Consider the following 20748-nt stretch of genomic DNA (forward strand, 5'->3'; position numbering starts at 1 on the left):
GGGGATAAGAGATGGGGGAGACATGGAAAAACGGCTTGAAAGCAGGGTTATCGACAACTTGGACACTTGGAAAAGTCATTTTTCCGGTTACCATTATCGTTAGTATCTTGCAGCATACACCTGTGATGGATTGGATTATACAATTCATCCGTCCATTTATGGGCCTGTTTGGTCTTTCAGGGGAAGCGGCCATTCCGCTTGTTTTAGGAAATATGCTGAACTTGTATGCGGGTATTGCAGCCATCTTGACATTAGAGCTGCCTGTGAAGGAAGTGTTCATTTTAGCGGTCATGCTCTCTTTTTGTCACAACTTGATCATCGAATCAACAGTGGCGGCGAAGGTTGGGCTGCGGGTGTCTGTCATTTTGCTAGTCAGAATCAGTCTTGCCGTCGTGTCAGCAATTGTCATTCACCTCGTTTGGCAGGGGGGCGAGGAGCCGGCGCAATATGGTTTGCTGACAGCTGCTCAGTCGGCTGATGTGCCTTCTAGCTGGTATATGATCGTACTTCTTGCTTTACAGAAAGCTGTTCTTGGTGTGCTGCAGCTGGCTTGTATTGTCATTCCTCTCATGGTCATCATTCAATTCATGAGAGACTTAGGGTGGCTCCATACGCTGTCTAAGTGGCTGTCTCCTTTTACGAGAATGCTTGGAATGAAAGAAAATACGTCTATGACGATGGTGGCTGGTTTAACCATTGGTCTTGCCTACGGGGCAGGCGTCATGATGAAGGCAGTGGAAGAGGACGGTGTCAGCAAAAAGGATTTAACGCTTGCTTTCATTTTCCTTGTGGCCTGTCATGCGGTGGTCGAAGATACACTCATTTTCATTCCTTTAGGTATTCCAGTCTGGCCGCTTCTTCTTATTCGCCTTATTTCTGCTATTTTATTGACAGCTGCCATCAGCTATATTTGGCGGAGGCGGGAACATGCAGCTGTTAGAAAGGAAGCTATATGAACCCATCAACTATTAACACAGTGTTATTTGATTTAGATGGCACATTAATCAATACAAATGAATTAATTATTGCTTCATTTCAGCATACGCTTGATCATTATTACCCTGGTCAATACAGCCGTGAGGATATCCTTCATTTCATTGGTCCATCATTATTTGATACATTCTCTGCAATGGATCCGAATCTGACAGATGACATGATCCAGATGTATCGAACGTTTAATCATGAACAGCATGACCTGCTTGTGACGGAGTACGAGACGGTGTTAGACACGTTGGAAATCCTCCAGGATCGAGGGTTTAAGCTTGGTATTGTGACAACAAAAATACGTGATACGGTCTTAATGGGATTAAAGCTGACTGGATTGGAGCCATTTTTTGAGGTCATTGTCACACTTGATGATGTACAAAATGAAAAGCCGCATCCAGAACCAGTCCAGCTGGCATTATCCAAACTCGGCAGTGATCCGCATGAGGCGATCATGGTTGGCGATAACTATCACGACATTTTATCTGGTCAAGCGGCAGGGACGAAAACAGCAGGTGTTGCTTGGTCTATTAAGGGAGAAGAAGCCCTGTTAAAGCATCGCCCAGATTATATGCTGCAGAAAATGAGTGATCTCTTGGCGATTGTTGGAGCTGATTAAGTTGAGAAAAACAGATCGTTATCCTGTCAAAGGGGTCAATTCGCTTAGACAAGTCTATCGAACGGTCCCCTTTCTCAAGGTTGTGAAAAACTTTATCTTTATTCAAATGGCAAGGTATACGCCTTTTATGGGAATGAAAAATTGGATTTATCGCACCTTCCTTCGAATGAAAGTCGGGGAGGATACGGCGTTTGCTTTAATGGTGATGGTCGATCTCATGTTTCCTGAGAAAATCACTGTCGGTCGAAATAGTGTGATTGGCTATAACACGACCATTTTGTCCCATGAGTATTTGATTAAAGAGTATAGGCTTGGGGAAGTCTATATTGGTGATGAAGTGTTAATTGGAGCAAATTCAACGATTCTACCTGGAGTGACAATTGGTGATGGTGCGATTGTATCGGCAGGAACTCTTGTGAACAAAGATGTTCCGGCAGGCTCCTTTGTCGGAGGAAATCCAATGCGGATGATTTATACGAAAGAGGAAATGGAAGCACGTCAATCTTCGTCTGCTGAGTAGCTCGGCAGACTTTTTTGTTGACATTCCAACTTGGTGTAACTATAATGATTACAACAGAGGTGAGAAAACATGAAAATCAGCAGCAGATTTACTGTCGCTGTCCATATTCTGGCCTTGCTATCACTTGAAAAAGGTTCTTTACAGACATCGGAGGATATCGCAGGAAGTGTCAATACAAATCCAGTGGTGATTCGCCGTATCATGAGTAAGCTCAAAAAAGCAGGCCTAATCTCAACGAGTCTTGGCAAAGGCGGTTCTCAATTGAATCGCAGTGAAGATGACATGACACTGCTCGATGTGTATAAAGCGGTTGAAGTTGTGGATGAGGGAGAGTTGTTTCAAATTCATGAAAGCCCTAACCCTGACTGTCCGATCGGTGCAAATATTCAAGCTGTATTAGAATTAATTTTGTGCCGTGCTCAAAGTGCGATGGAGCAAGTGCTTGCTGAGATCAAATTAAGTGAACTAACGCAGGTTTTAATCAAAAAAATTGGATGATCTATTCAATTTTTTTTACCTCTGTTGTAACTATCGTGGTTACATCCTAAGTGATCAAAATAACAATATATTGTAGGAGGAATTTACATGAACATTGGAATCATTGGCGCAACAGGTAAAGCAGGACAACACATTTTAAAAGAAGCTCAATCGAGAGGGCACGAAGTAACGGCAATCGTTCGAGATGCACAAAAAGTGACCAATTCATCAGCAGCTGTTTTAGAAAAGGATGTTTTTCACTTAGAGGCAGGAGACGTCAAAGGTTTTGATGTGATCGTAAACGCATTTGGTGCACCAGCAGGACAAGAGCACCTTCATGTAGAAGCAGGGAAAAAACTCATTCATCTCTTGAAAGAGGCACCAGAAACGCGTTTAATCGTTGTGGGAGGTGCTGGAAGTTTATTTGTAGATGAGGCCAAAACAACTAGACTGATGGACACACCGGAGTTTCCAAAGGAATACCTTGCTACTGCTTCACACCAAGGAGAAAATTTAATAGATCTTCAAAAGACCGAAGGATTAAAATGGACATTTTTAAGTCCAGCAGCCTTCTTTAATCCAGCAGGCAAACGGACAGGTGCTTATGTGAAAGGCAAAGACCATCTTATCGTCAATTCAAAGGGTGACAGCTATGTGAGTTATGCTGACTACGCCGTTGCACTTGTCGATGAGATAGAACAAGCTGCTCATGTTGGAGAACGTTTTACTGTGGTTTCTGAAGCAGAATAAGAAATTAAAAACCCCGCTATTTAGCGGGGTTTTATGCTTTAATGATAATCGCCTGGCTGCCCATCTGTTTCCAAGAATCCTCAAACTGTTCACGATCGACTTTTTGATTCTTCTCTCCGTAAGGGTTATTTAAGTAGACATGATCTTTGTCATAGCCAGTGATGACGACGCTATGCATATTAAAGCTGATATCTATTTTCCCATTTGGTGTATTCCATGTTTCAATGTTATCTGTTTTGGCAAAGGTCGAAGTGGTAATGACCCAGACAGGATAACCTTTTTCAAGTGATTGGTAAATGGCCTTTTTAACTGGCTTGCCGGTTAAGTCAACGGCTTGATTACCTACATATTTTTTCGCAAGCTGATAAATGGGTTCGTGGTACACACCAAGACCTGGCCCATTCTCCATATCGCCTACAAACCCGTCATGAGGGTCTCCTTTTAAGCCATTCTCATAATTGAGCGGGACACGCTTAATCTCGTTTGCCAATGCGTTTTTCGTTATATGCTCATAGCCGCTGTAATGAAGAAGCATGGCTAAGCTCGTGACTTCGCATCCGTTATAAAGCTTTGGTGCATCCATTTGATTAAAGAGGATGACGTCTATGGCTTTTTTATTTCCTTTTAAACTAGAGTGTGTCGTTTCTGTTTTTTTCGTAGAACGTGTTTCTTCTGCTGCTAGTGCGGTATCATTTTCTTTTTCTTTGGCTTCTTGCGGTGACGTTGTTTTCTTGACTTGGTCGAATTGTGAAATGTAAATAAAGCCGAAATAAACAAGACATGCGCACAACAAAGTTAAGATTAATGTCTGGATGAATTTCACTGTAATCTCCTGTGTTATTCAATATTTTTAAGTATTATAGCATGTTCCTAAAGCAAAGAGATCAAAAAGGATTAGGTGTCATTTTAATGTAATATATGAACAAATGATTAAGGAAAAAAGGGGAAAATAAAAATGATTGATTTAATCACTTTATTTTGTTAGCATATTATCATATTAGCGAACTAAAGGATTCGGAATTTTTTGTTTTAATGTGTTGGAGGTGCGGAACATGTTCATGTTTGAAAAACCATATGGTATGCGAGATTCATTACCAGGATTGTATGAGACGAAGAAAAGAGTTAGGCATTCTTTAACAGAGGTCATGAATGGTTGGGGTTATCGTTTAATGGAAACGCCAACGCTTGAATTTTACGATACAGTCGGTGTTCAATCGGCGATTACAGATACGCAGCTGTTTAAGCTTCTTGATCAAAATGGTCAAACCCTTGTGCTTAGACCTGATATGACGGGACCAATTGCGAGAGTGGCGGCTTCAAAGCTTCACGAACAGGCGTATCCGCTTCGAGTCGGTTATGCAGCCAACGTGTTTCGGGCACAGGAAAGAGAAGGGGGAAGACCTTCTGAATTTGAGCAGGTCGGTATTGAGTTGATCGGTGATGGTTCGATTAGTGCAGATGCTGAAGTCATAGCGCTTGTCGTGTTTGCATTAAAAAATGCTGGACTTCAATCCTTCAAAATTGCGATCGGGCATGTGGCTTTGGCTGAGACCTTGTTTTTAGATGTACTAGGGAATACAGAGCGGGCGAACGTATTGCGCCGATTTTTATATGAAAAGAATTATGTGGGATACAGGCAGCATGTCAAACAATTGCCGCTCTCATCCATCGATAAAACAAGGCTGCTCCAGCTTTTAGAGCTGCGCGGCGGTCAAGAAGTGACCCAGCAGGCTGAAGAAATTGTGGTGTCACAAGAGGGCAAAGAAGTGCTGGCGGAGTTAAAGGCGCTGTGGGAGACACTTGAAGATTACGGCTGTACAGAATATATCCGTTTGGATTTAAGCATGGTTAGTCATATGAGCTACTATACTGGGATTTTGTTTGAAGTATTTGCAGATCATGTTGGGTCTGTGATCGGAAGTGGAGGAAGGTATGATCAATTGCTTGCTCACTTTGATGCACCCGCACCAGCTACAGGCTTTGGACTTCGATTAGACCGTCTTCTTGAGGCACTCGACGCAAAAGAAATAAATGAGCCCCAAGAGGCTGTGATTTTTAGTAAAGAACAGCGGCTTGAAGCATTTGATTTTGCAGAAAAAGAGCGGACAAAGGGCAAAAGGATTGTTCTCCAAGACTTAGCGGGTATTGAAAATATTGATGCCATGACCAAGGCATTTGAGCAAGTGACTTATTTTATCGGCGCTAGAAAGGAAGAGCAAAATGGGTAAAGTGTTGACAATGGCAATGCCAAAGGGGCGGATATTTGAAGAAGCAGCAGGGCTATTAAGACAGGCTGGATATCAGCTGCCGGAGGAATTCGAAGATTCAAGAAAATTAATCATTGATGTACCGGAAGAAAATCTCCGCTTTATTTTAGCGAAGCCAATGGATGTGACGACATATGTAGAGCACGGTGTAGCGGATGTGGGCATTGCAGGGAAAGACGTCATGCTTGAAGAAGCACGGGATGTGTACGAAGTGCTCGATTTAAACATTAGCAAATGTCATTTAGCTGTAGCGGGCTTGCCGGGAGCCAGCTGGGGCGGTGTCGCGCCGCGTGTGGCTACAAAGTACCCAAATGTCGCTTCTTCTTATTTTAGAGAACAAGGTGAGCAGGTGGAGATCATTAAGCTAAATGGTTCCATTGAATTAGCACCGCTCATCGGACTTGCCGATCGAATTGTTGACATTGTCTCCACCGGTCAAACACTTAAGGAAAATGGACTTGTCGAAACGGAACATATTTGTGACATTACGTCACGTTTTATTGTCAATCCTGTGAGCTATCGAATGAAGGATGCGGTAATCGATGAAATGGCGCAGCGTCTGGCAAGAATCATCGAAGGAGAAGGGGAGGAAACATCATGAACATCACCTACATACAAGATGGTGAGACAGACACTCTCTCACTCAAGCGTTCTCTAGATACAGGAACGGAAGAGCAGCGATTGGCTGTTCAGCGAATAATCGAAGAAGTGAGAAAAAATGGTGACGAAGCGGTACGGTCTTTCACGAAGCAATTTGACGGTGTCTCTATTGAACAGCCACTTGTGACGGAGGATGAAAAGACAAAAGCTTACGAACGTTTGGACCCGGAGATGATCCAAATCATCCAAAAAGCGATCCGGAATATTCGAACATACCACGAGCGTCAGCTGACCTCCTCTTGGTTTTATCACCAAAAGGACGGCTCAATGCTAGGTCAGAAAGTAACACCGCTCGATGCGGTCGGTGTATATGTCCCAGGCGGAACGGCCGCCTATCCATCATCTGTTTTAATGAATGTGATCCCGGCACTTGTTGCCGGCGTTGAGCGAATTGTCCTTGTGACACCGCCAGGAAAAGACGGTCTTCTGTCTGACGCTGTACTAGTAGCAGCGAAGGAGCTGGGCATTTCAGAAATGTACAAAATGGGTGGTGCTCAGGCGATAGCCGCTCTTGCATATGGAACGGACAGTATCCAGCCTGTTGATAAAATCACCGGTCCAGGAAACATTTATGTAGCACTTGCCAAACGGGAAGTATTTGGTCAAGTAGACATTGATATGATTGCGGGCCCAAGTGAAATTGCTGTTTTAGCAGATGAAACGGCAACTGCACATGAGGTGGCAGCTGATTTACTTTCACAGGCAGAGCATGATGCGTTGGCATCTAGTATTTTGGTGACACCATCTAAAGGATTGGCTGAAGCAGTGCAAGCAGAGGTGCAAGCGCAGCTTGATACTTTGCCAAGGAAATCAATCGCAGCACAATCCATTCAAGGCCATGGCCATATTTACGTGACAGAATCCTTGGATCGTGCAGTTGATATCGTGAACCAGTTAGCCCCAGAGCATTTAGAAGTGCTGACGGCGTATCCAGAATCACTACTTGGTCAAATCAAGCATGCTGGAGCGATTTTCTTAGGGCGTTACAGCCCAGAGCCGGTAGGGGATTACTTCGCAGGACCGAACCATGTGCTGCCAACAAACGGGACAGCAAGATTCTCCAGTCCGCTTGGCGTCACGGATTTCCAAAAGAAAACGAGCATCATTTCATATAGCAAAGAAGCTTTTGAAACACATAGAGAAAGCATTGCAGCTTTTGCAAGATTAGAAGGGCTTGAAGCACATGCAAGATCGATTGAAGCGAGAAAGCGGGAGGAATCAGAATGAGACAGGCGGAAACAGCGAGACAGACAAATGAAACGAACATTTCGTTAGCGCTAGAGATTGATGGTGAAGGAAAAGCAGATATTCAGACAGATGTCCCTTTTATGACGCACATGCTCGACTTATTCACAAAGCACGGGCACTTTAACTTAACTGTAGATGCAAAAGGAGACACAGATGTCGATGATCACCACACAACAGAAGATATTGGCATCGTGCTTGGGCAGATGTTTAAAGAAGCGCTCGGTGATAAAAAAGGAATTAAGCGCTACGGCTCTAGTTTTGTTCCAATGGATGAAACACTCGCCCAAGTAGTCGTGGATTTAAGCAATCGTCCTCATTTGGAAATGAGAGCCGATTTCCCTAGTCAGAAGGTCGGCACCTTTGATACGGAGCTGGTTCATGAGTTTCTTTGGAAATTTGCCCTTGAAGCACGAATCAATCTTCATGTGATCGTTCACTATGGAACCAATACCCACCATATGATTGAAGCCATTTTTAAAGCGATGGCACGTGCCTTAGATGAAGCAACAACCATTGATCCGCGTGTGAAAGGGATTCCGTCGACAAAGGGGATGCTCTAATGATTGGCGTCATTGACTATGGAATGGGAAATTTGTTTAGCGTATCAAAAGCACTGGAACGAGCAGGAGCGTCTTATATCGTGTCTTCTGAAGCAGAGGAGCTGAAAAAGGCAGATGCGTACATTTTGCCAGGAGTCGGTTCGTTTCGTGATGCGATGCAGCTATTAAGACAGACAGGACTTGAGGCGTTTATCCACCAAGTCGTGCAGGAAGGAAAGCTGTTATTTGGCATTTGCCTTGGCATGCAGTTGTTGTTTGAAGAAAGTGAAGAAGCAGGAAAAACAAAAGGGTTAGGCCTTTTAAAAGGACGTGTCGTTCTTTTGAAGGATCGTGATCAGGATGGACAAAGGCTGAAGGTGCCTCATATGGGCTGGAATGAGCTCACATTTCATCAGCCGTCACCATTATTTGACGGTGTGCCGGAAGGATTTGCATACTTTGTTCACTCTTATTATGTGAGCGGCATGAATCCAGAAGATCTATTGGCAAGTGCGCCCTATGGCGTTCAAGTACCTGCCATTGTTGGAAAGGGGAATGTGTTTGGAACGCAGTTTCACCCTGAAAAAAGCAGTACAACAGGAATGGCACTGCTGAAACAGTTTATTCAATTAGCAAACGAACAGAGGGTGAGCAAATGAGTGATTTTACATTATATCCAGCAATTGATATGAGAAATGGCAAATGTGTACGACTTGTGCAAGGAGACTATGACCAAGAAACCATTTATGGAGATTCACCGTTAGACATGGCGAGACGGTTTGCAAATGAAGGAGCGAAATGGATACATCTTGTTGATTTAGATGGCGCAAAAGCAGGAAAACGCGTGAATCACGAGCATGTGCTGGCGATTGCTTCATCATTAGATGTGAATGTCCAAATTGGCGGCGGCATTCGGACAGAAGAAGATGTTGCATTCTATTTAAACAATGGCGTATCGAGAGTCATTCTTGGCAGTTCAGCGGTGTCAAACCCGGTTTTTGTGAAAAAAATGCTGGCGCAATATGGAGAGAAAATTGCCATTGGCATTGATGCACGAAACGGTTTTGTATCGACTGAAGGGTGGCTTGAAACGTCGGAAGTGAAGGCGGAGGAACTCGGTAAGGAACTGGCAAAGGAAGGCGCAGAGGTCTTCATTTTCACGGATATTCAAATGGACGGCATGCTGTCTGGTCCAAATGTGGAAAGTACGGTTCGATTAGCAGAAGCAACTGGCAAACAAGTCATTGCCTCAGGTGGTGTCAGTGCAGTAGGTGATCTGCAAAAGCTGTCAGCACAAAAGCAGACAGGTGTGTCTGGTGCAATCATTGGCAAGGCGCTGTACACAAAGCAATTTACTTTAGCAGAAGCGTTTGAAGGGCTTGACAGCATATGATGACAAAACGAATCATTCCATGTCTTGATGTAAAGGAAGGGCGTGTGGTCAAAGGGATCCAATTTCTAGGGTTGAAGGATGCTGGTGATCCGGTCGAATTAGCGCAGATCTATGACGAGGAAGGTGCGGATGAACTCGTCTTTCTTGATATATCTGCCTCTCATGAAGGCCGAAAAACAATGGTGGATGTGGTCAAACAAGTGGCATCCACTCTCGCTATCCCATTCACGGTGGGCGGTGGGATTAACCACCTTGATGATATGAAGCGTATATTAAGAGCGGGGGCAGACAAGGTGTCTGTGAACACAGCGGCTGTTTTAAGACCGGAGCTAATAACAGAAGGAGCCGACTTTTTTGGTTCACAGTGCATAGTTGTTGCGATTGATGCGAAATACGATGAAGAGAAACAAGCATACATGGTCTATACGCACGGAGGACGCCGTCAAACGGATATAGAAGTGAGTGACTGGGCGAAAGAAGCCGTGCGAAGAGGAGCAGGCGAGATCTTGCTGACTAGCATGGATGCCGATGGTGAGAAAACGGGCTTTGAGCATCGTTTGACGAGGCTTGTATCAGAAGCAGTCACAGTGCCAGTTATTGCTTCAGGAGGTGCTGGCAATGCGCAGCATATGCTGGAGGCTTTTACAAAAGGTGAAGCTGATGCCGCACTCGCAGCCTCTATTTTCCATTATAAAGAAACCTCCATTCAAGAAGTGAAGACATATTTGAGAGAACACGGGGTGAAGGTAAGATGAAACAGGCAAACGAATTAACCTTTAATGATGCAGGTCTCATTCCTGCCATTGTACAGGATGCTCAAAGCAAGGAAGTTCTTACTTTGGCGTATATGAATCAAGAATCCTATGAAAAAACATTAGAGACAGGGGAAACATGGTTTTTTAGCAGATCGAGAAATGAGCTTTGGCACAAAGGAGCTACATCTGGACACACCCAGCGTGTTACATCTATTCGCTATGACTGTGATCAAGATGCCCTGCTTGTTCTAGTGACACCAAGCGGCCCAGCCTGCCATACAGGCAGCTATAGCTGTTTTTCAGAAGATGGCGTGAAACAGCAAAGGGGAGAACAAGACCGCTTTGCCATTTTAAATGAACTGGAACAGGTCATTGCGAAGCGGCAGATGGAAATGCCAGAAGGAGCTTATACAACCTATCTTTTTGAAAAAGGAGTCGACAAAATCCTGAAAAAGGTAGGGGAAGAAGCTTCTGAAGTGATCATTGCGGCGAAGAACCGAGATCAAGAAGAATTGAAATGGGAAACAGCAGATCTCCTGTATCACCTTCTTGTGTTATTACGTGAACAGCAGCTGCCTCTTGATGATGTATTAAAGGTATTGAAAAAGCGCCATCAAGGGGAATGAAAAGCTGGGGGTACCCCCGGCTTTTTGCTTTTAAATGAAAAACAAATCCTTCCTTTCCTTTTGTTCTATGTGACGACTCATGAAGTATGTTATACTACACACGGTACACTGTTCGAAATGGAGGGTATCGGTGAGTAAATACACTTCTCAAAATAATCACACACAAGTCGTCCAGCTATTCCAAGATGGGCATTACTTTTTTCATAAAGGTCTAAAAGCATATAGAGAAAGAAATCTGTCTAGGGCAAGTAAGCTGATCCAGCGGGCCATCGTACTTGAGCCTGAAAATGTAGAAATGCTGTCGCAGCTTGCCATTATTTATACTGAAATGGGTCATTACCAACAATCTAATGAACTGCTTGATTTTATCCTTGAACACTTGGATGAGAACATGTCAGAGTGTCACTACTTTAAAGCCAATAATTATGCGAATCTTGGACTGTTTCAAGAGGCATATAAGTCCGCTACTGCTTATGCTGCGCTGGAAGAAGACGGGGAATTTGCAGATGAAAATGACGATCTCCTCGATCTGCTTGATATGAGTGACGATGTTGATGAAGATTTTCCTTATGATCAGGATGATCTGATTGTAAAGCAGGATCAAGCCAACCATTTGCTAGAAAGCGGCAGGCTGGATGAAGCAATCGAGATGCTGGAACAGATGATTGTTGAGTATCCAGAGTTTTGGTCAGCGTATAATAATCTCGCTTTGGCCTATTTTTATTCTGGCCAAATCGATCAGGCAAAAGAAATGTTGAACCGGGTCCTTCATGAAAATCCCGGTAATCTGCATGCCCTTTGTAATCAGCTTGTTTTCTATCATTATGAAAAAGAAGAAGAAAAGGTCAATCTGTTAGCGAAGCAATTAACGCACGTGTATCCAATATTAAGTGAACAGCGTTATAAGCTTGGCGCAACATTTGCCCTTGTTGGAGAATTTGAATGGGCATTTAAATGGCTTTATTCTTTGTATAAAACAGGTTTCCAAGGTGATAGTACGTTTTTATACTGGCTGGCAAGTGCAGCCTATTATACGGGCCACAAAACGCTGGCGCAAAACGTCTGGGATAAGATGGTGGAAGAAGATATTGATGCAGATGAAATCAAGCCGTGGCAAGATAAACCAGAGGAGTCTGAGCCAATGGTTTCAATTGAGGAACGACTCACTGCCTACTATGTCAGCAAACAAAAAGGTGAACGTGACGTCTTGCAATCTGTTCTTGATTCCCGCGCTGCGAAAACGGCCTTTGAACAGCAGTTTATTGAGTTACTTTTATATGAAGATCAAATGGAAGAACGATCGTTTTCAGAAGATGCGGTCTTCGCAAAACAGGCGGCATCTGCTTTGGAAGAAGCGGTGCAGCCTGATAGCCACATGCCATATTTTTGGTTATTCCATATTATTCAGCAAGCACGCGCTTCAGGCGTAGAGAAGAAAAATGCCATTGCATGGGCAGCAGCTTCTTATTATCTATGGATGAATGAACAAGAAGAATCAGCTGTCAGCAAAAAAGAGATCTCAGCTTCTTTTCAGATCAGCGTTCAAACGCTGTCAAAATATGAGAATATTATTTGTGCGTTCATGGTTTGAATAGGTAAATAGATTCAGATAACAAAAGCATGGCCGAAAAGGTCATGCTTTTTTCTTGGATAAAAAGGTGGGATTTGCTAGGATTTGGCGAAGTATGACAATCTCGACATCTATTTGAAACATAAATGTAATAAAAATATTAGCTCATTTTGTCGATGTGTCATGTATAATGAAACTCGTGGATTAAAACAAAGATATATATTTAAATATTTTACTATACATAATGCAACACCTAGTGATAGAAACAATCTGGTCAACATCTGACTGAATCATCAGGAAGAAAGACACAGGAAGCACAGATTGGTCGCAGAGAATTTGCTGCTTTCTCATGTCGCTTGGGAAATTGTCAAAGGAGGAACTATACGTGAAAAAGTTTATTACTTTCGGTTTAGCTTCGGTGATTGGAGCGAGCGGTTTATTTATTCCATTTACTCATGAAGCAAATGCACAGAACTTTGAACAAAAGAAACAAGAACTAGACAGCAAGCAGTCAGAGGTAAACAAGAATCTTCAAAAGAAAAAAGAAGAGCTTTCAAAGCTTGAGGCAAAACAAGAGGCACTTGCGCTAAAGCTAAAAGAAATTGACGAAAAAGCTTTAAAAACAAGTGATCAAATCGAAGAAAAACAAAAAGAAAACGAAAAAACAAAAAAAGAAATCAAAGCACTGAAAAAAGAAATTGCTGATACAGAAAAACGTATCGAAGAAAGAAACGAATTCTTGAAAAAGCGTGTACGTGCGCTTCAAGAAAGCGGTGGTTCTACGAAATACATAGATGTATTACTAGGAGCAAAAAGCTTTAGCGATTTCATCAGCCGTGCAGGTGCTGTATCTACATTAATTAACGCAGACAGCGAAATCATTAAAGAACAAGAAAGAGACAAAGCAGAATTACAAAAGTCTGAAAACGAATTAAATACAAAGCTTGAAGATGTTCAAAAGACGCTTGCAAAGCTTGAAACACTTCAAACAGACTTAAATAAACAGCTTGATGAGAAAGACAAGCTATTCAAGCAAGTGAAAAAGCAAAAAGGAAGTGCCTCTTCTCAAATCAGCGAGTTAAACACTGAGGCAAACAGCATTGCATCTGAAAAAGACGCAACAATCGCTGCTCAAAAACAAGCTGAAAAAGAAGCAAGAGAAGCTGCTCAAAAAGCAAAAGAAGAAAAAGCACAAAAACAACAGCAGCGTCAAGCTAGTGTTCAAGCAGAAGACAACAGCTCTAATAACGACAGCGGTTCTTCTTCAAATAACAGTGGATCTTCAAATAACAATAGCAGCAGTTCACCAAGCAAAAAGCCATCTTCTGGCGGTGGATCACCTGTCAGCAATAACGTAGGCGGTATCGAAGGTGCAATCAGCACAGGTTCTACGATTGTAGGACAATCTCCATATAAATGGGGCGGCGGCAGATCACAAGCCGATATTGACGCACGTCGTTTTGACTGTTCTTCATTCGTTCGCTGGGCATTTGCATCAGCAGGCATCAACCTTGGACCAGTTGGCGGTACAACAACAGATACGCTTGTAGGTAAAGGAAGAGCTGTAAGTGCATCTGACATGAAACGCGGAGACCTTGTGTTCTTTGATACGTATAAAGTAAATGGACACGTTGGTATTTACTTAGGAAACGGTACATTCTTGAACGATAATAGCTCTCGCGGTGTTTCAGTTGACTCTATGAGCAACGTTTACTGGAAAAAAGCATTCAATGGCGTTGTAAGAAGAGTCGTTGAATAAATCATTACTTACTATATAACCGTAAACAGGCTTCCTTAAACAGCAGTTTAAGGAAGCTTTTTCTTTTTTTGAAGATATGAGCAAATGATTCGCTTATTACCCGCAGATTTAATAGGATATGGGTAAGGAATAAAAGCTAAGAGTGGAAATGATGCTCTCTGTCATGAATGGAAGCATCACCCAAGGGCATTCTAATAAGAAATGCTAGCAGCAATTGAAGAGGGAGTGACAGTTGTGTCAGAAGAAAAAATCTACGATACGATCATCATTGGAGCGGGTCCTGCCGGAATGACAGCCGCTGTTTATACATCACGGGGAAATCTTTCAACACTGATGATTGAAAGAGGAATTCCAGGCGGCCAAATGGCGAATACGGAAGATGTCGAGAACTATCCGGGCTTTGAAAGCATCTTAGGGCCGGAACTTTCAAATAAAATGTTTGAGCATGCAAAGAAATTCGGTGCCGAGTATGCGTATGGCGATATTAAAGAAATTGTAGATGGTGAAGAGTACAAAATCGTCAAAGCTGGTTCCAAAGAATACAAAGGACGCTCTGTCATTATTGCGGCAGGTGCTGAATACAAAAAAATCGGTGCACCAGGCGAAAAAGAACTTGGCGGCCGCGGCGTATCATACTGCGCTGTATGTGACGGTGCCTTCTTTAAAAACAAAGAGCTTGTCGTGATTGGCGGAGGAGACTCAGCAGTAGAAGAGGGTGTTTACCTCACTCGCTTTGCATCTAAAGTCACAATTGTCCATAGACGCGACAAACTACGTGCCCAAAGCATCTTACAAGCACGTGCATTTGATAATGAAAAAATCGACTTTATGTGGAACAAAACCGTCAAAGAAATCAATGAAGAGAACGGGAAAGTCGGCAGTGTGACATTAATTGATACCGTGACAGGTGAGGAAGAAGACTTCAAAACAGATGGCGTCTTTATCTACATCGGTATGCTGCCGCTGTCTAAACCATTTGAAAATCTAGGGATTACAAATGCAGAGGGTTACATTGAGACGAACGAAAGAATGGAAACAAAAGTTGAAGGAATCTTCGCAGCTGGAGACATTCGTGAGAAAACACTTCGTCAAATCGTCACAGCAACAGGTGATGGAAGTATTGCAGCACAGAGTGCACAGCATTATGTAGAAGAGCTTGCTGAAAAGCTAAAAGCAATGAAATAAACAGCTGTCGTAAATCCTTAATATTGCGTCACGGGCTTTTAACTGGAATGTAACACGGGTGAAACAATTATCCGTTATGATGAAACTAGTAATTGACCCCCTTTTATAAGGAATACATGTTTGGCACGGATGTGAATCCGTGTCCTTTTTTTTGCTTAAAATCAGAAATTCACGAGATGTTCACAAATGACGCATGGAGAACCGTTAGATGTTGTAAAATAAAGAATAGATAAAGTGCCCGTCACCATATTCATACGAAAACCTGTCTGTTTTCAGTGAAGAACGGGCATGTTCATTGTGGGAGTCATGATGAACCTGTATAATAAGAAAAAGACATAAAAGAGTAGGTGACAGCTGATGCAACGAGTAACCAATTGTGTGCTGCATCACGAAGATCAAGTTCTCTTGCTGCAAAAGCCAAGACGAGGCTGGTGGGTAGCACCTGGCGGCAAAATGGAGAGCGGAGAATCAGTCAAGGATTCAGTCGTTCGAGAATTTAGAGAAGAAACCGGCATTTATATTTTAAATCCGCAGCTAAAAGGCGTGTTTACCTTTATCATAAAAGAAGGCGATCAAATCGTTCAAGAGTGGATGATGTTCACCTTTATGGCAGATTCCTTTACAGGAAAAAACGTATCAGAGTCGGAGGAAGGCATTTTAAAATGGCATGATGTAAAAGATGTGCCCAGCTTGCCGATGGCTCCAGGAGATTCCCATATTCTTGACTTCATGTTGAAAGGGAAAGGACTTCTCCACGGGACTTTTACGTATACACCAGATTTTGAGCTGATTGCTTATCGATTAGATCCTCAAGGAGACTAATAAATGAACCGTTTTCATAAAGAAGGAGAGGGAGCAGGCATGAATACGCACAAACAAGATGATATTCAGCTTGTGATTATTACAGGGATGTCAGGTGCGGGGAAAACCGTTGCCATCCAAAGCTTTGAAGACTTAGGTTACTTTTGTGTGGATAACTTACCACCATCACTTTTACCGAAGTTTCTAGAGCTCATGAAGGAATCCAATTCAAAGATGAGCAAGGTGGCCCTTGTGATGGATTTGCGCGGACGCGAATTCTTTGATAGCTTAATTGCTGCCTTAGATGAGATGAGTGATATCGGCTGGATCACACCAAGGATTCTATTTTTAGATGCAAACGATAAGGTGCTAGTCTCAAGATATAAAGAAACGAGACGTTCTCATCCCCTTGCGACAACAGGTTTGCCGCTCGAAGGAATTGAGATGGAACGCGATCTGTTAGAAGAGTTAAAAGGCCGGGCTCAAATGATTTTTGATACATCGGATTTAAAACCGAAACAGCTTCGAGAAAAAATTGTTGCACACTTTGCCACGAGCCAAGGACAGGTGTTTACAGTGAATGTGATGTCCTTCGGTTTTAAATACGGTCTGCCAATTGATGCTGATCTTGTATTTGATGTGAGATTCCTGCCGAATCCTTACTATATTGAGAGTATGCGTCCACAGACCGGAAACGATGAAGAAGTGCGCTCCTATGTCATGAAATGGAGCGAGACACAAAAATTCACAGAGAAATTAATTGACCTTCTCAGTTTTATGCTTCCGTCCTATAAACGAGAAGGGAAAAGTCAGCTGGTGATCGCTATTGGCTGTACAGGCGGACAGCACCGATCAGTGACGCTAGCGAACTACTTATCGGAGTATTTTAAAAATGACTACTATACTCATGTCACTCACCGGGACATTGAAAAGAGAAGCAGAAAATAGATGACGACACTACCAAAGGTGGTCATTCTTGGCGGGGGCACTGGCTTATCTGTTTTGCTCAGAGGGCTAAAAACAAAGCCAGTGGATATTACCGCTATTGTAACGGTTGCTGATGACGGAGGAAGCTCAGGCAGACTGCGGCATGATTTGAATATTCCGCCTCCAGGCGATATTCGGAATGTCCTTGCAGCTCTCTCTGATGTTGAACCGCTTGTAGAAGACTTATTTCAGCACCGTTTTAACAAAGGGAATGACTTAACAGGCCACTCTCTCGGCAACCTCATTCTTGCGGCTATGACGAATATAACCGGTGATTTTTTTCATGCCGTCACAGAAATGAGCAAGGTCTTAAATGTGAGAGGAAAAGTATTGCCAGCAGCGAATTCAAGTGTTGTTCTTCATGCGGAATTAGAAAACGGGCAAGTGGTGACAGGGGAATCAAAGATCCCGACCTACGGTGAAAGGATTAAACGAGTCTTTCTTACACCCGATACGATTGAGCCGCTCCCAGAATCCATTCAAGTCATTCGAGAGGCTGATTTAATCGTTATTGGACCTGGCAGCTTGTATACCAGTATTTTGCCCAACCTGCTTGTACCGCATATTGGAGAAGAAGTGATTCGATCTAAGGCGAAAAAAGTCTATATTTGCAATGTCATGACACAGCCGGGGGAAACGCTTTCCTACAGTGCAGCTGATCATGTGCAGGCACTAAACGATCATATGGACCGACCATTTATCGATACGATATTTGTGAACAATAAAGAAATTCCAGAAGAAATCAAAGCAAAATATGCAGAAGAACAGGCGCAGCCTGTACAATTCGACACAGATGTACTCAAAGCCATGGGACTAGAAGTCATCCCAGGGGAAATTATTACATATGACCAGCATGTGATTCGTCATGATACGCTGAAAGTAGCTTCGCTGCTCGTCGATTTGCTGCATCAGAAAAAATAGGAATGGGGGTGGCAAGGATGTCATTTGCATCCGAAACAAAAAAAGAGCTGACTAATCTGGAAGTGAAGGACTGCTGCACAAAAGCAGAGCTTTCTGCCCTCATCCGTATGAACGGTTCATTATCTTTTTCTAATCGAAAATTGATTTTAGATATACAGACAGAGAACGCAGCCATTGCAAGACGTATTTATACCCTTTTGAAAAAGAAATACGATGTGACCGTCGAGCTGCTCGTTCGTAAAAAAATGAGATTAAAAAAGAATAATGTGTATATTGTCAGACTGGTAGAACGAGCGAAAACCATTTTAGAGGACCTAAAGATATTAGGTGAACAATTTGTATTTGAACGCAACATTTCAGAAGAACTTGTGAAGAAAAGATGCTGCAAGCGTTCCTATATGAGAGGTGCTTTTTTAGCAGGAGGTTCTGTGAATAATCCAGAAACCTCTTCGTATCACCTTGAGATTTTTTCACTATACAAAGAACATAATGATGCCCTTTGTGAGCTCATGAATCAATTCCATCTAAATAGTAAAACACTTGAACGCAAAAAAGGCTTTATCACATACATGAAGGAAGCGGAGAAAATTACGGAATTCTTAAGTGTTGTGGGTGCTCATAACTCATTGCTTCGTTTTGAAGATGTGCGCATCGTCCGAGATATGAGGAATTCAGTGAACCGGCTCGTCAATTGTGAAACAGCAAACTTGAATAAAACGATCGGTGCCTCACTGCGCCAAGTTGAAAATATTCAATTCATTGACGAAAAGATTGGACTAGACGCTCTGCCAGATAAGCTGCGTGAAATTGCGCAACTGCGTATCGACTACCAAGAAGTCACACTAAAGGAACTTGGCGAAATGGTGGAAAGCGGCAAGATCAGCAAATCAGGCATTAATCACCGTTTAAGAAAGCTAGATCAAATTGCAGAACAATTAAGAAACGGACAAGCTGTTACACTCAAATAGGGAAATAAAAAAGGGAGGCAGATCATATGGTGGAAAAAACGGTCACAATTCAGCTGAAAACGGGTTTGCAGGCACGTCCGGCTGCTTTGTTCGTTCAAGAAGCCAATCGTTTTGGTGCTGATATTTTTCTAGAGAAAGATGGGAAAAAGGTCAATGCGAAGAGTATTATGGGACTGATGAGCCTTGCGATCAGCTCTGGGGTCACCGTCAAACTAATAGCTGATGGAGCAGATGAACAAGAAGCCATCGATGCGTTAACGGATTTTATCAATCAAGAAAACTGAGTCTCTTCAAGGGCTCAGTTTTTTTAGGAGGGAAAGTTGTGATTCAATCAGCCTTTTTACAGAAAATTGGATACGAAGCCGCGTCCATTACCTTTGATCAATTGCCTGATTTACTAAGGAAGATGGCTTATACCTTTCCTTTTGAAAATAGATCTGTGGTGGGTAAACACGCCTATGCTTTGGATCCAGAAGGTTTGAAGCATCATCTTCTGGAAGGCAGCAGAGGTGGGCTTTGCTATGACCTCAATCCGCTCTTATATTATGTCTTAAAAGAGGCAGGTCTCGCTGTACAGCTCGTTCAAGGGACCGTATATAACAAAGAAGCGGAGAAGTGGGCACTTGATGGGACGCATGTAGCCATCGTCCTTCAACATCATCATGAGCGCTACCTCATTGATGCAGGATTTGGTGTGAATTTACCCCTTCAGCCCGTCCCTTTTACAGGTGAATGGGTGGAAGCAGCGTCCCTTCGTTTTCGAGTGAACGCAGAGGAAACAGAAAAAGGAACCCATTTACTCCAATTGGATAGGGGAGCGGGTGCTGAAACAGGTTATGCTTTCACATTAAAAGAAGTCGGTGAAGATACACTTGTGCAATTGAGGCATGAGATTTATGAAAATGAAGCCTCTCCTTTTAACAAAAGACCGCTTGCATCCAAACTGACACCAACAGGTCGTGTGATCGTGACAGAGGATCATGTCACGATACATGAACAGGACGAAGTATCAAAGAAACCACTCTCACAACCGTTTGAGGAGTACGTACAAAAACTGCTTCCGTAAACAATATGAAAAAAGACAGCCCTTTTGACTTAGGGCTGTCTTTTTATAATGATTAACGAATCCTCGTAAATGTCGCATAGTGATCGGTTGTTTTATAAATAAGCCAGTCATTTGAGTATACTAGGCGGTCTGCATTACGGAAACCGGAGACGTAGTTGATGTCGGCTTCACGCCATGTACGGCCACTAGCGGATGGAAGGCGTCCCTCCCGATTAGAGAATACGTCTCCACCGATGCTTTTGCCCGGCGCGACTTCAGCTAAATTTCCTTTTGATGCCACCCATCCGAGGGCGCTCGCTTGTGATTTGGTGATGTAATTATCAGGTAGTCGTTTATAGCGGATTAAGTAATCTGCTACACCATCAAAGGTATTAATGACGGCAAGGGTACGAAGTTCTGGTGCAAGCTGTACGGAAGCAGTCTCATTTGTGGCTGTTGGAGTAAGTGGTGTTTCTGCATGGACTTGCTGCGGGATAAATCCAGAAAACAGAATGGCAGCAATCAGAGCGAACAGAGTAAAAATCGAACTTATTTTTTTCATCTTGATCCTCCTCAAAAGGAAATGGGATGCCGTCCTCTTGATGCTTGTCTACCTCATATTATAGCACCGGCATATGAAGAGAATGTAAAGAATCAGGAGATTGGAAAAAATG

24 protein-coding genes are annotated in these 20748 nt (G+C 42.9%); 22 read left to right on the top strand and 2 right to left on the bottom strand.

The window, feature by feature from the left end:
* Positions 1-11: 11 nt before the first annotated feature.
* The 5 genes from ACTJJD_RS08765 to ACTJJD_RS08785 all read left to right on the top strand — a co-directional run bounded on the left by ACTJJD_RS08765 (position 12) and on the right by ACTJJD_RS08785 (position 3350).
* Positions 12-956 (top strand): nucleoside recognition domain-containing protein, encoded by a 945-nt coding sequence (locus ACTJJD_RS08765; RefSeq protein ID WP_440608305.1) that lies wholly within the window; start codon positions 12-14, stop codon positions 954-956.
* Entirely contained in the window at positions 953-1603 is a 651-nt protein-coding gene (gene ppaX, locus ACTJJD_RS08770) for a pyrophosphatase PpaX (protein ID WP_440608306.1), read from the top strand. The genes ACTJJD_RS08765 and ppaX overlap by 4 nt, the downstream gene beginning before the upstream one ends.
* 1 nt (position 1604) lies before the next feature.
* A complete protein-coding gene (locus ACTJJD_RS08775) occupies positions 1605-2123 on the top strand; it encodes an acyltransferase (protein WP_024719892.1) in 519 nt (172 codons plus the stop codon).
* A 69-nt stretch (positions 2124-2192) separates the two neighbouring features.
* Positions 2193-2621, top strand: coding sequence for an Rrf2 family transcriptional regulator (locus ACTJJD_RS08780; RefSeq protein WP_024719891.1), 429 nt, complete (start codon positions 2193-2195; stop codon positions 2619-2621).
* Positions 2622-2708: 87 nt separating this feature from the next.
* Complete coding sequence (locus ACTJJD_RS08785; RefSeq protein ID WP_440608307.1) at positions 2709-3350, top strand: NAD(P)-dependent oxidoreductase; 642 nt, start codon at positions 2709-2711, stop codon at positions 3348-3350.
* A 31-nt stretch (positions 3351-3381) separates the two neighbouring features.
* On the opposite strand, the gene ACTJJD_RS08790 is transcribed toward ACTJJD_RS08785, so the two are convergent.
* Positions 3382-4173: a C39 family peptidase gene (locus ACTJJD_RS08790; RefSeq protein WP_335364222.1), complete on the bottom strand. Its 792-nt coding sequence runs from the start codon at positions 4171-4173 to the stop codon at positions 3382-3384.
* Positions 4174-4402: 229 nt separating this feature from the next.
* Here ACTJJD_RS08790 and ACTJJD_RS08795 point away from each other — a divergent pair, with 229 nt between their 5' ends.
* The 17 genes from ACTJJD_RS08795 (at position 4403) to ACTJJD_RS08875 (ending at position 20095) form a co-directional block, all read left to right on the top strand.
* Positions 4403-5578: an ATP phosphoribosyltransferase regulatory subunit gene (locus ACTJJD_RS08795; protein WP_017368113.1), complete on the top strand. Its 1176-nt coding sequence runs from the start codon at positions 4403-4405 to the stop codon at positions 5576-5578.
* The gene (gene hisG / locus ACTJJD_RS08800; protein ID WP_007500071.1) at positions 5571-6218 is read left to right on the top strand and encodes an ATP phosphoribosyltransferase; all 648 of its coding nucleotides are present in this window, start codon (positions 5571-5573) and stop codon (positions 6216-6218) included. The genes ACTJJD_RS08795 and hisG overlap by 8 nt, the downstream gene beginning before the upstream one ends.
* Positions 6215-7504, top strand: coding sequence for a histidinol dehydrogenase (hisD, locus tag ACTJJD_RS08805; RefSeq protein ID WP_440608308.1), 1290 nt, complete (start codon positions 6215-6217; stop codon positions 7502-7504). Before hisG ends, hisD begins: the two co-directional genes overlap by 4 nt.
* Positions 7501-8085, top strand: coding sequence for an imidazoleglycerol-phosphate dehydratase HisB (gene hisB, locus ACTJJD_RS08810; protein WP_017368110.1), 585 nt, complete (start codon positions 7501-7503; stop codon positions 8083-8085). Before hisD ends, hisB begins: the two co-directional genes overlap by 4 nt.
* A complete protein-coding gene (gene hisH / locus ACTJJD_RS08815) occupies positions 8085-8723 on the top strand; it encodes an imidazole glycerol phosphate synthase subunit HisH (protein ID WP_073412795.1) in 639 nt (212 codons plus the stop codon). Before hisB ends, hisH begins: the two co-directional genes overlap by 1 nt.
* Entirely contained in the window at positions 8720-9457 is a 738-nt protein-coding gene (gene hisA / locus ACTJJD_RS08820; protein WP_041091644.1) for a 1-(5-phosphoribosyl)-5-[(5-phosphoribosylamino)methylideneamino]imidazole-4-carboxamide isomerase, read from the top strand. Before hisH ends, hisA begins: the two co-directional genes overlap by 4 nt.
* Positions 9454-10212: an imidazole glycerol phosphate synthase subunit HisF gene (gene hisF, locus ACTJJD_RS08825; protein WP_041507812.1), complete on the top strand. Its 759-nt coding sequence runs from the start codon at positions 9454-9456 to the stop codon at positions 10210-10212. The genes hisA and hisF overlap by 4 nt, the downstream gene beginning before the upstream one ends.
* Positions 10209-10838, top strand: coding sequence for a bifunctional phosphoribosyl-AMP cyclohydrolase/phosphoribosyl-ATP diphosphatase HisIE (hisIE, locus tag ACTJJD_RS08830; protein ID WP_039169086.1), 630 nt, complete (start codon positions 10209-10211; stop codon positions 10836-10838). Before hisF ends, hisIE begins: the two co-directional genes overlap by 4 nt.
* Positions 10839-10968: 130 nt before the next feature.
* Positions 10969-12429, top strand: a complete 1461-nt coding sequence (locus ACTJJD_RS08835; RefSeq protein ID WP_440608309.1) for a tetratricopeptide repeat protein — start codon at positions 10969-10971, stop codon at positions 12427-12429.
* 364 nt (positions 12430-12793) lie between these two features.
* A complete protein-coding gene (locus ACTJJD_RS08840) occupies positions 12794-14167 on the top strand; it encodes a C40 family peptidase (protein WP_041091649.1) in 1374 nt (457 codons plus the stop codon).
* 234 nt (positions 14168-14401) lie between these two features.
* Positions 14402-15352 (top strand): thioredoxin-disulfide reductase, encoded by a 951-nt coding sequence (trxB, locus tag ACTJJD_RS08845; protein ID WP_024719880.1) that lies wholly within the window; start codon positions 14402-14404, stop codon positions 15350-15352.
* Positions 15353-15709: 357 nt separating this feature from the next.
* Entirely contained in the window at positions 15710-16174 is a 465-nt protein-coding gene (locus ACTJJD_RS08850) for an 8-oxo-dGTP diphosphatase (RefSeq protein ID WP_008348133.1), read from the top strand.
* A gap of 39 nt (positions 16175-16213) precedes the next feature.
* Positions 16214-17101: an RNase adapter RapZ gene (gene rapZ / locus ACTJJD_RS08855; protein ID WP_024719879.1), complete on the top strand. Its 888-nt coding sequence runs from the start codon at positions 16214-16216 to the stop codon at positions 17099-17101.
* Positions 17102-18061 (top strand): gluconeogenesis factor YvcK family protein, encoded by a 960-nt coding sequence (locus ACTJJD_RS08860; RefSeq protein ID WP_035389612.1) that lies wholly within the window; start codon positions 17102-17104, stop codon positions 18059-18061.
* A gap of 17 nt (positions 18062-18078) precedes the next feature.
* Positions 18079-19029 carry a DNA-binding protein WhiA gene (gene whiA / locus ACTJJD_RS08865; protein WP_008348125.1) on the top strand — a complete coding sequence of 317 codons (951 nt, stop codon included), beginning with the start codon at positions 18079-18081 and terminating at the stop codon, positions 19027-19029.
* Positions 19030-19055: 26 nt separating this feature from the next.
* Positions 19056-19313, top strand: coding sequence for an HPr family phosphocarrier protein (locus ACTJJD_RS08870; RefSeq protein WP_008348124.1), 258 nt, complete (start codon positions 19056-19058; stop codon positions 19311-19313).
* A 38-nt stretch (positions 19314-19351) separates the two neighbouring features.
* Complete coding sequence (locus ACTJJD_RS08875; RefSeq protein WP_284565210.1) at positions 19352-20095, top strand: arylamine N-acetyltransferase family protein; 744 nt, start codon at positions 19352-19354, stop codon at positions 20093-20095.
* 52 nt (positions 20096-20147) lie between these two features.
* Here ACTJJD_RS08875 and ACTJJD_RS08880 read toward each other — a convergent pair whose 3' ends face one another.
* Positions 20148-20636 carry a ribonuclease gene (locus ACTJJD_RS08880; protein WP_440608310.1) on the bottom strand — a complete coding sequence of 163 codons (489 nt, stop codon included), beginning with the start codon at positions 20634-20636 and terminating at the stop codon, positions 20148-20150.
* Positions 20637-20748: the final 112 nt, after the last annotated feature.

Source organism: Bacillus sp. 22446 (assembly GCF_052044955.1).
GTDB lineage: Bacteria > Bacillota > Bacilli > Bacillales > Bacillaceae > Bacillus > Bacillus altitudinis.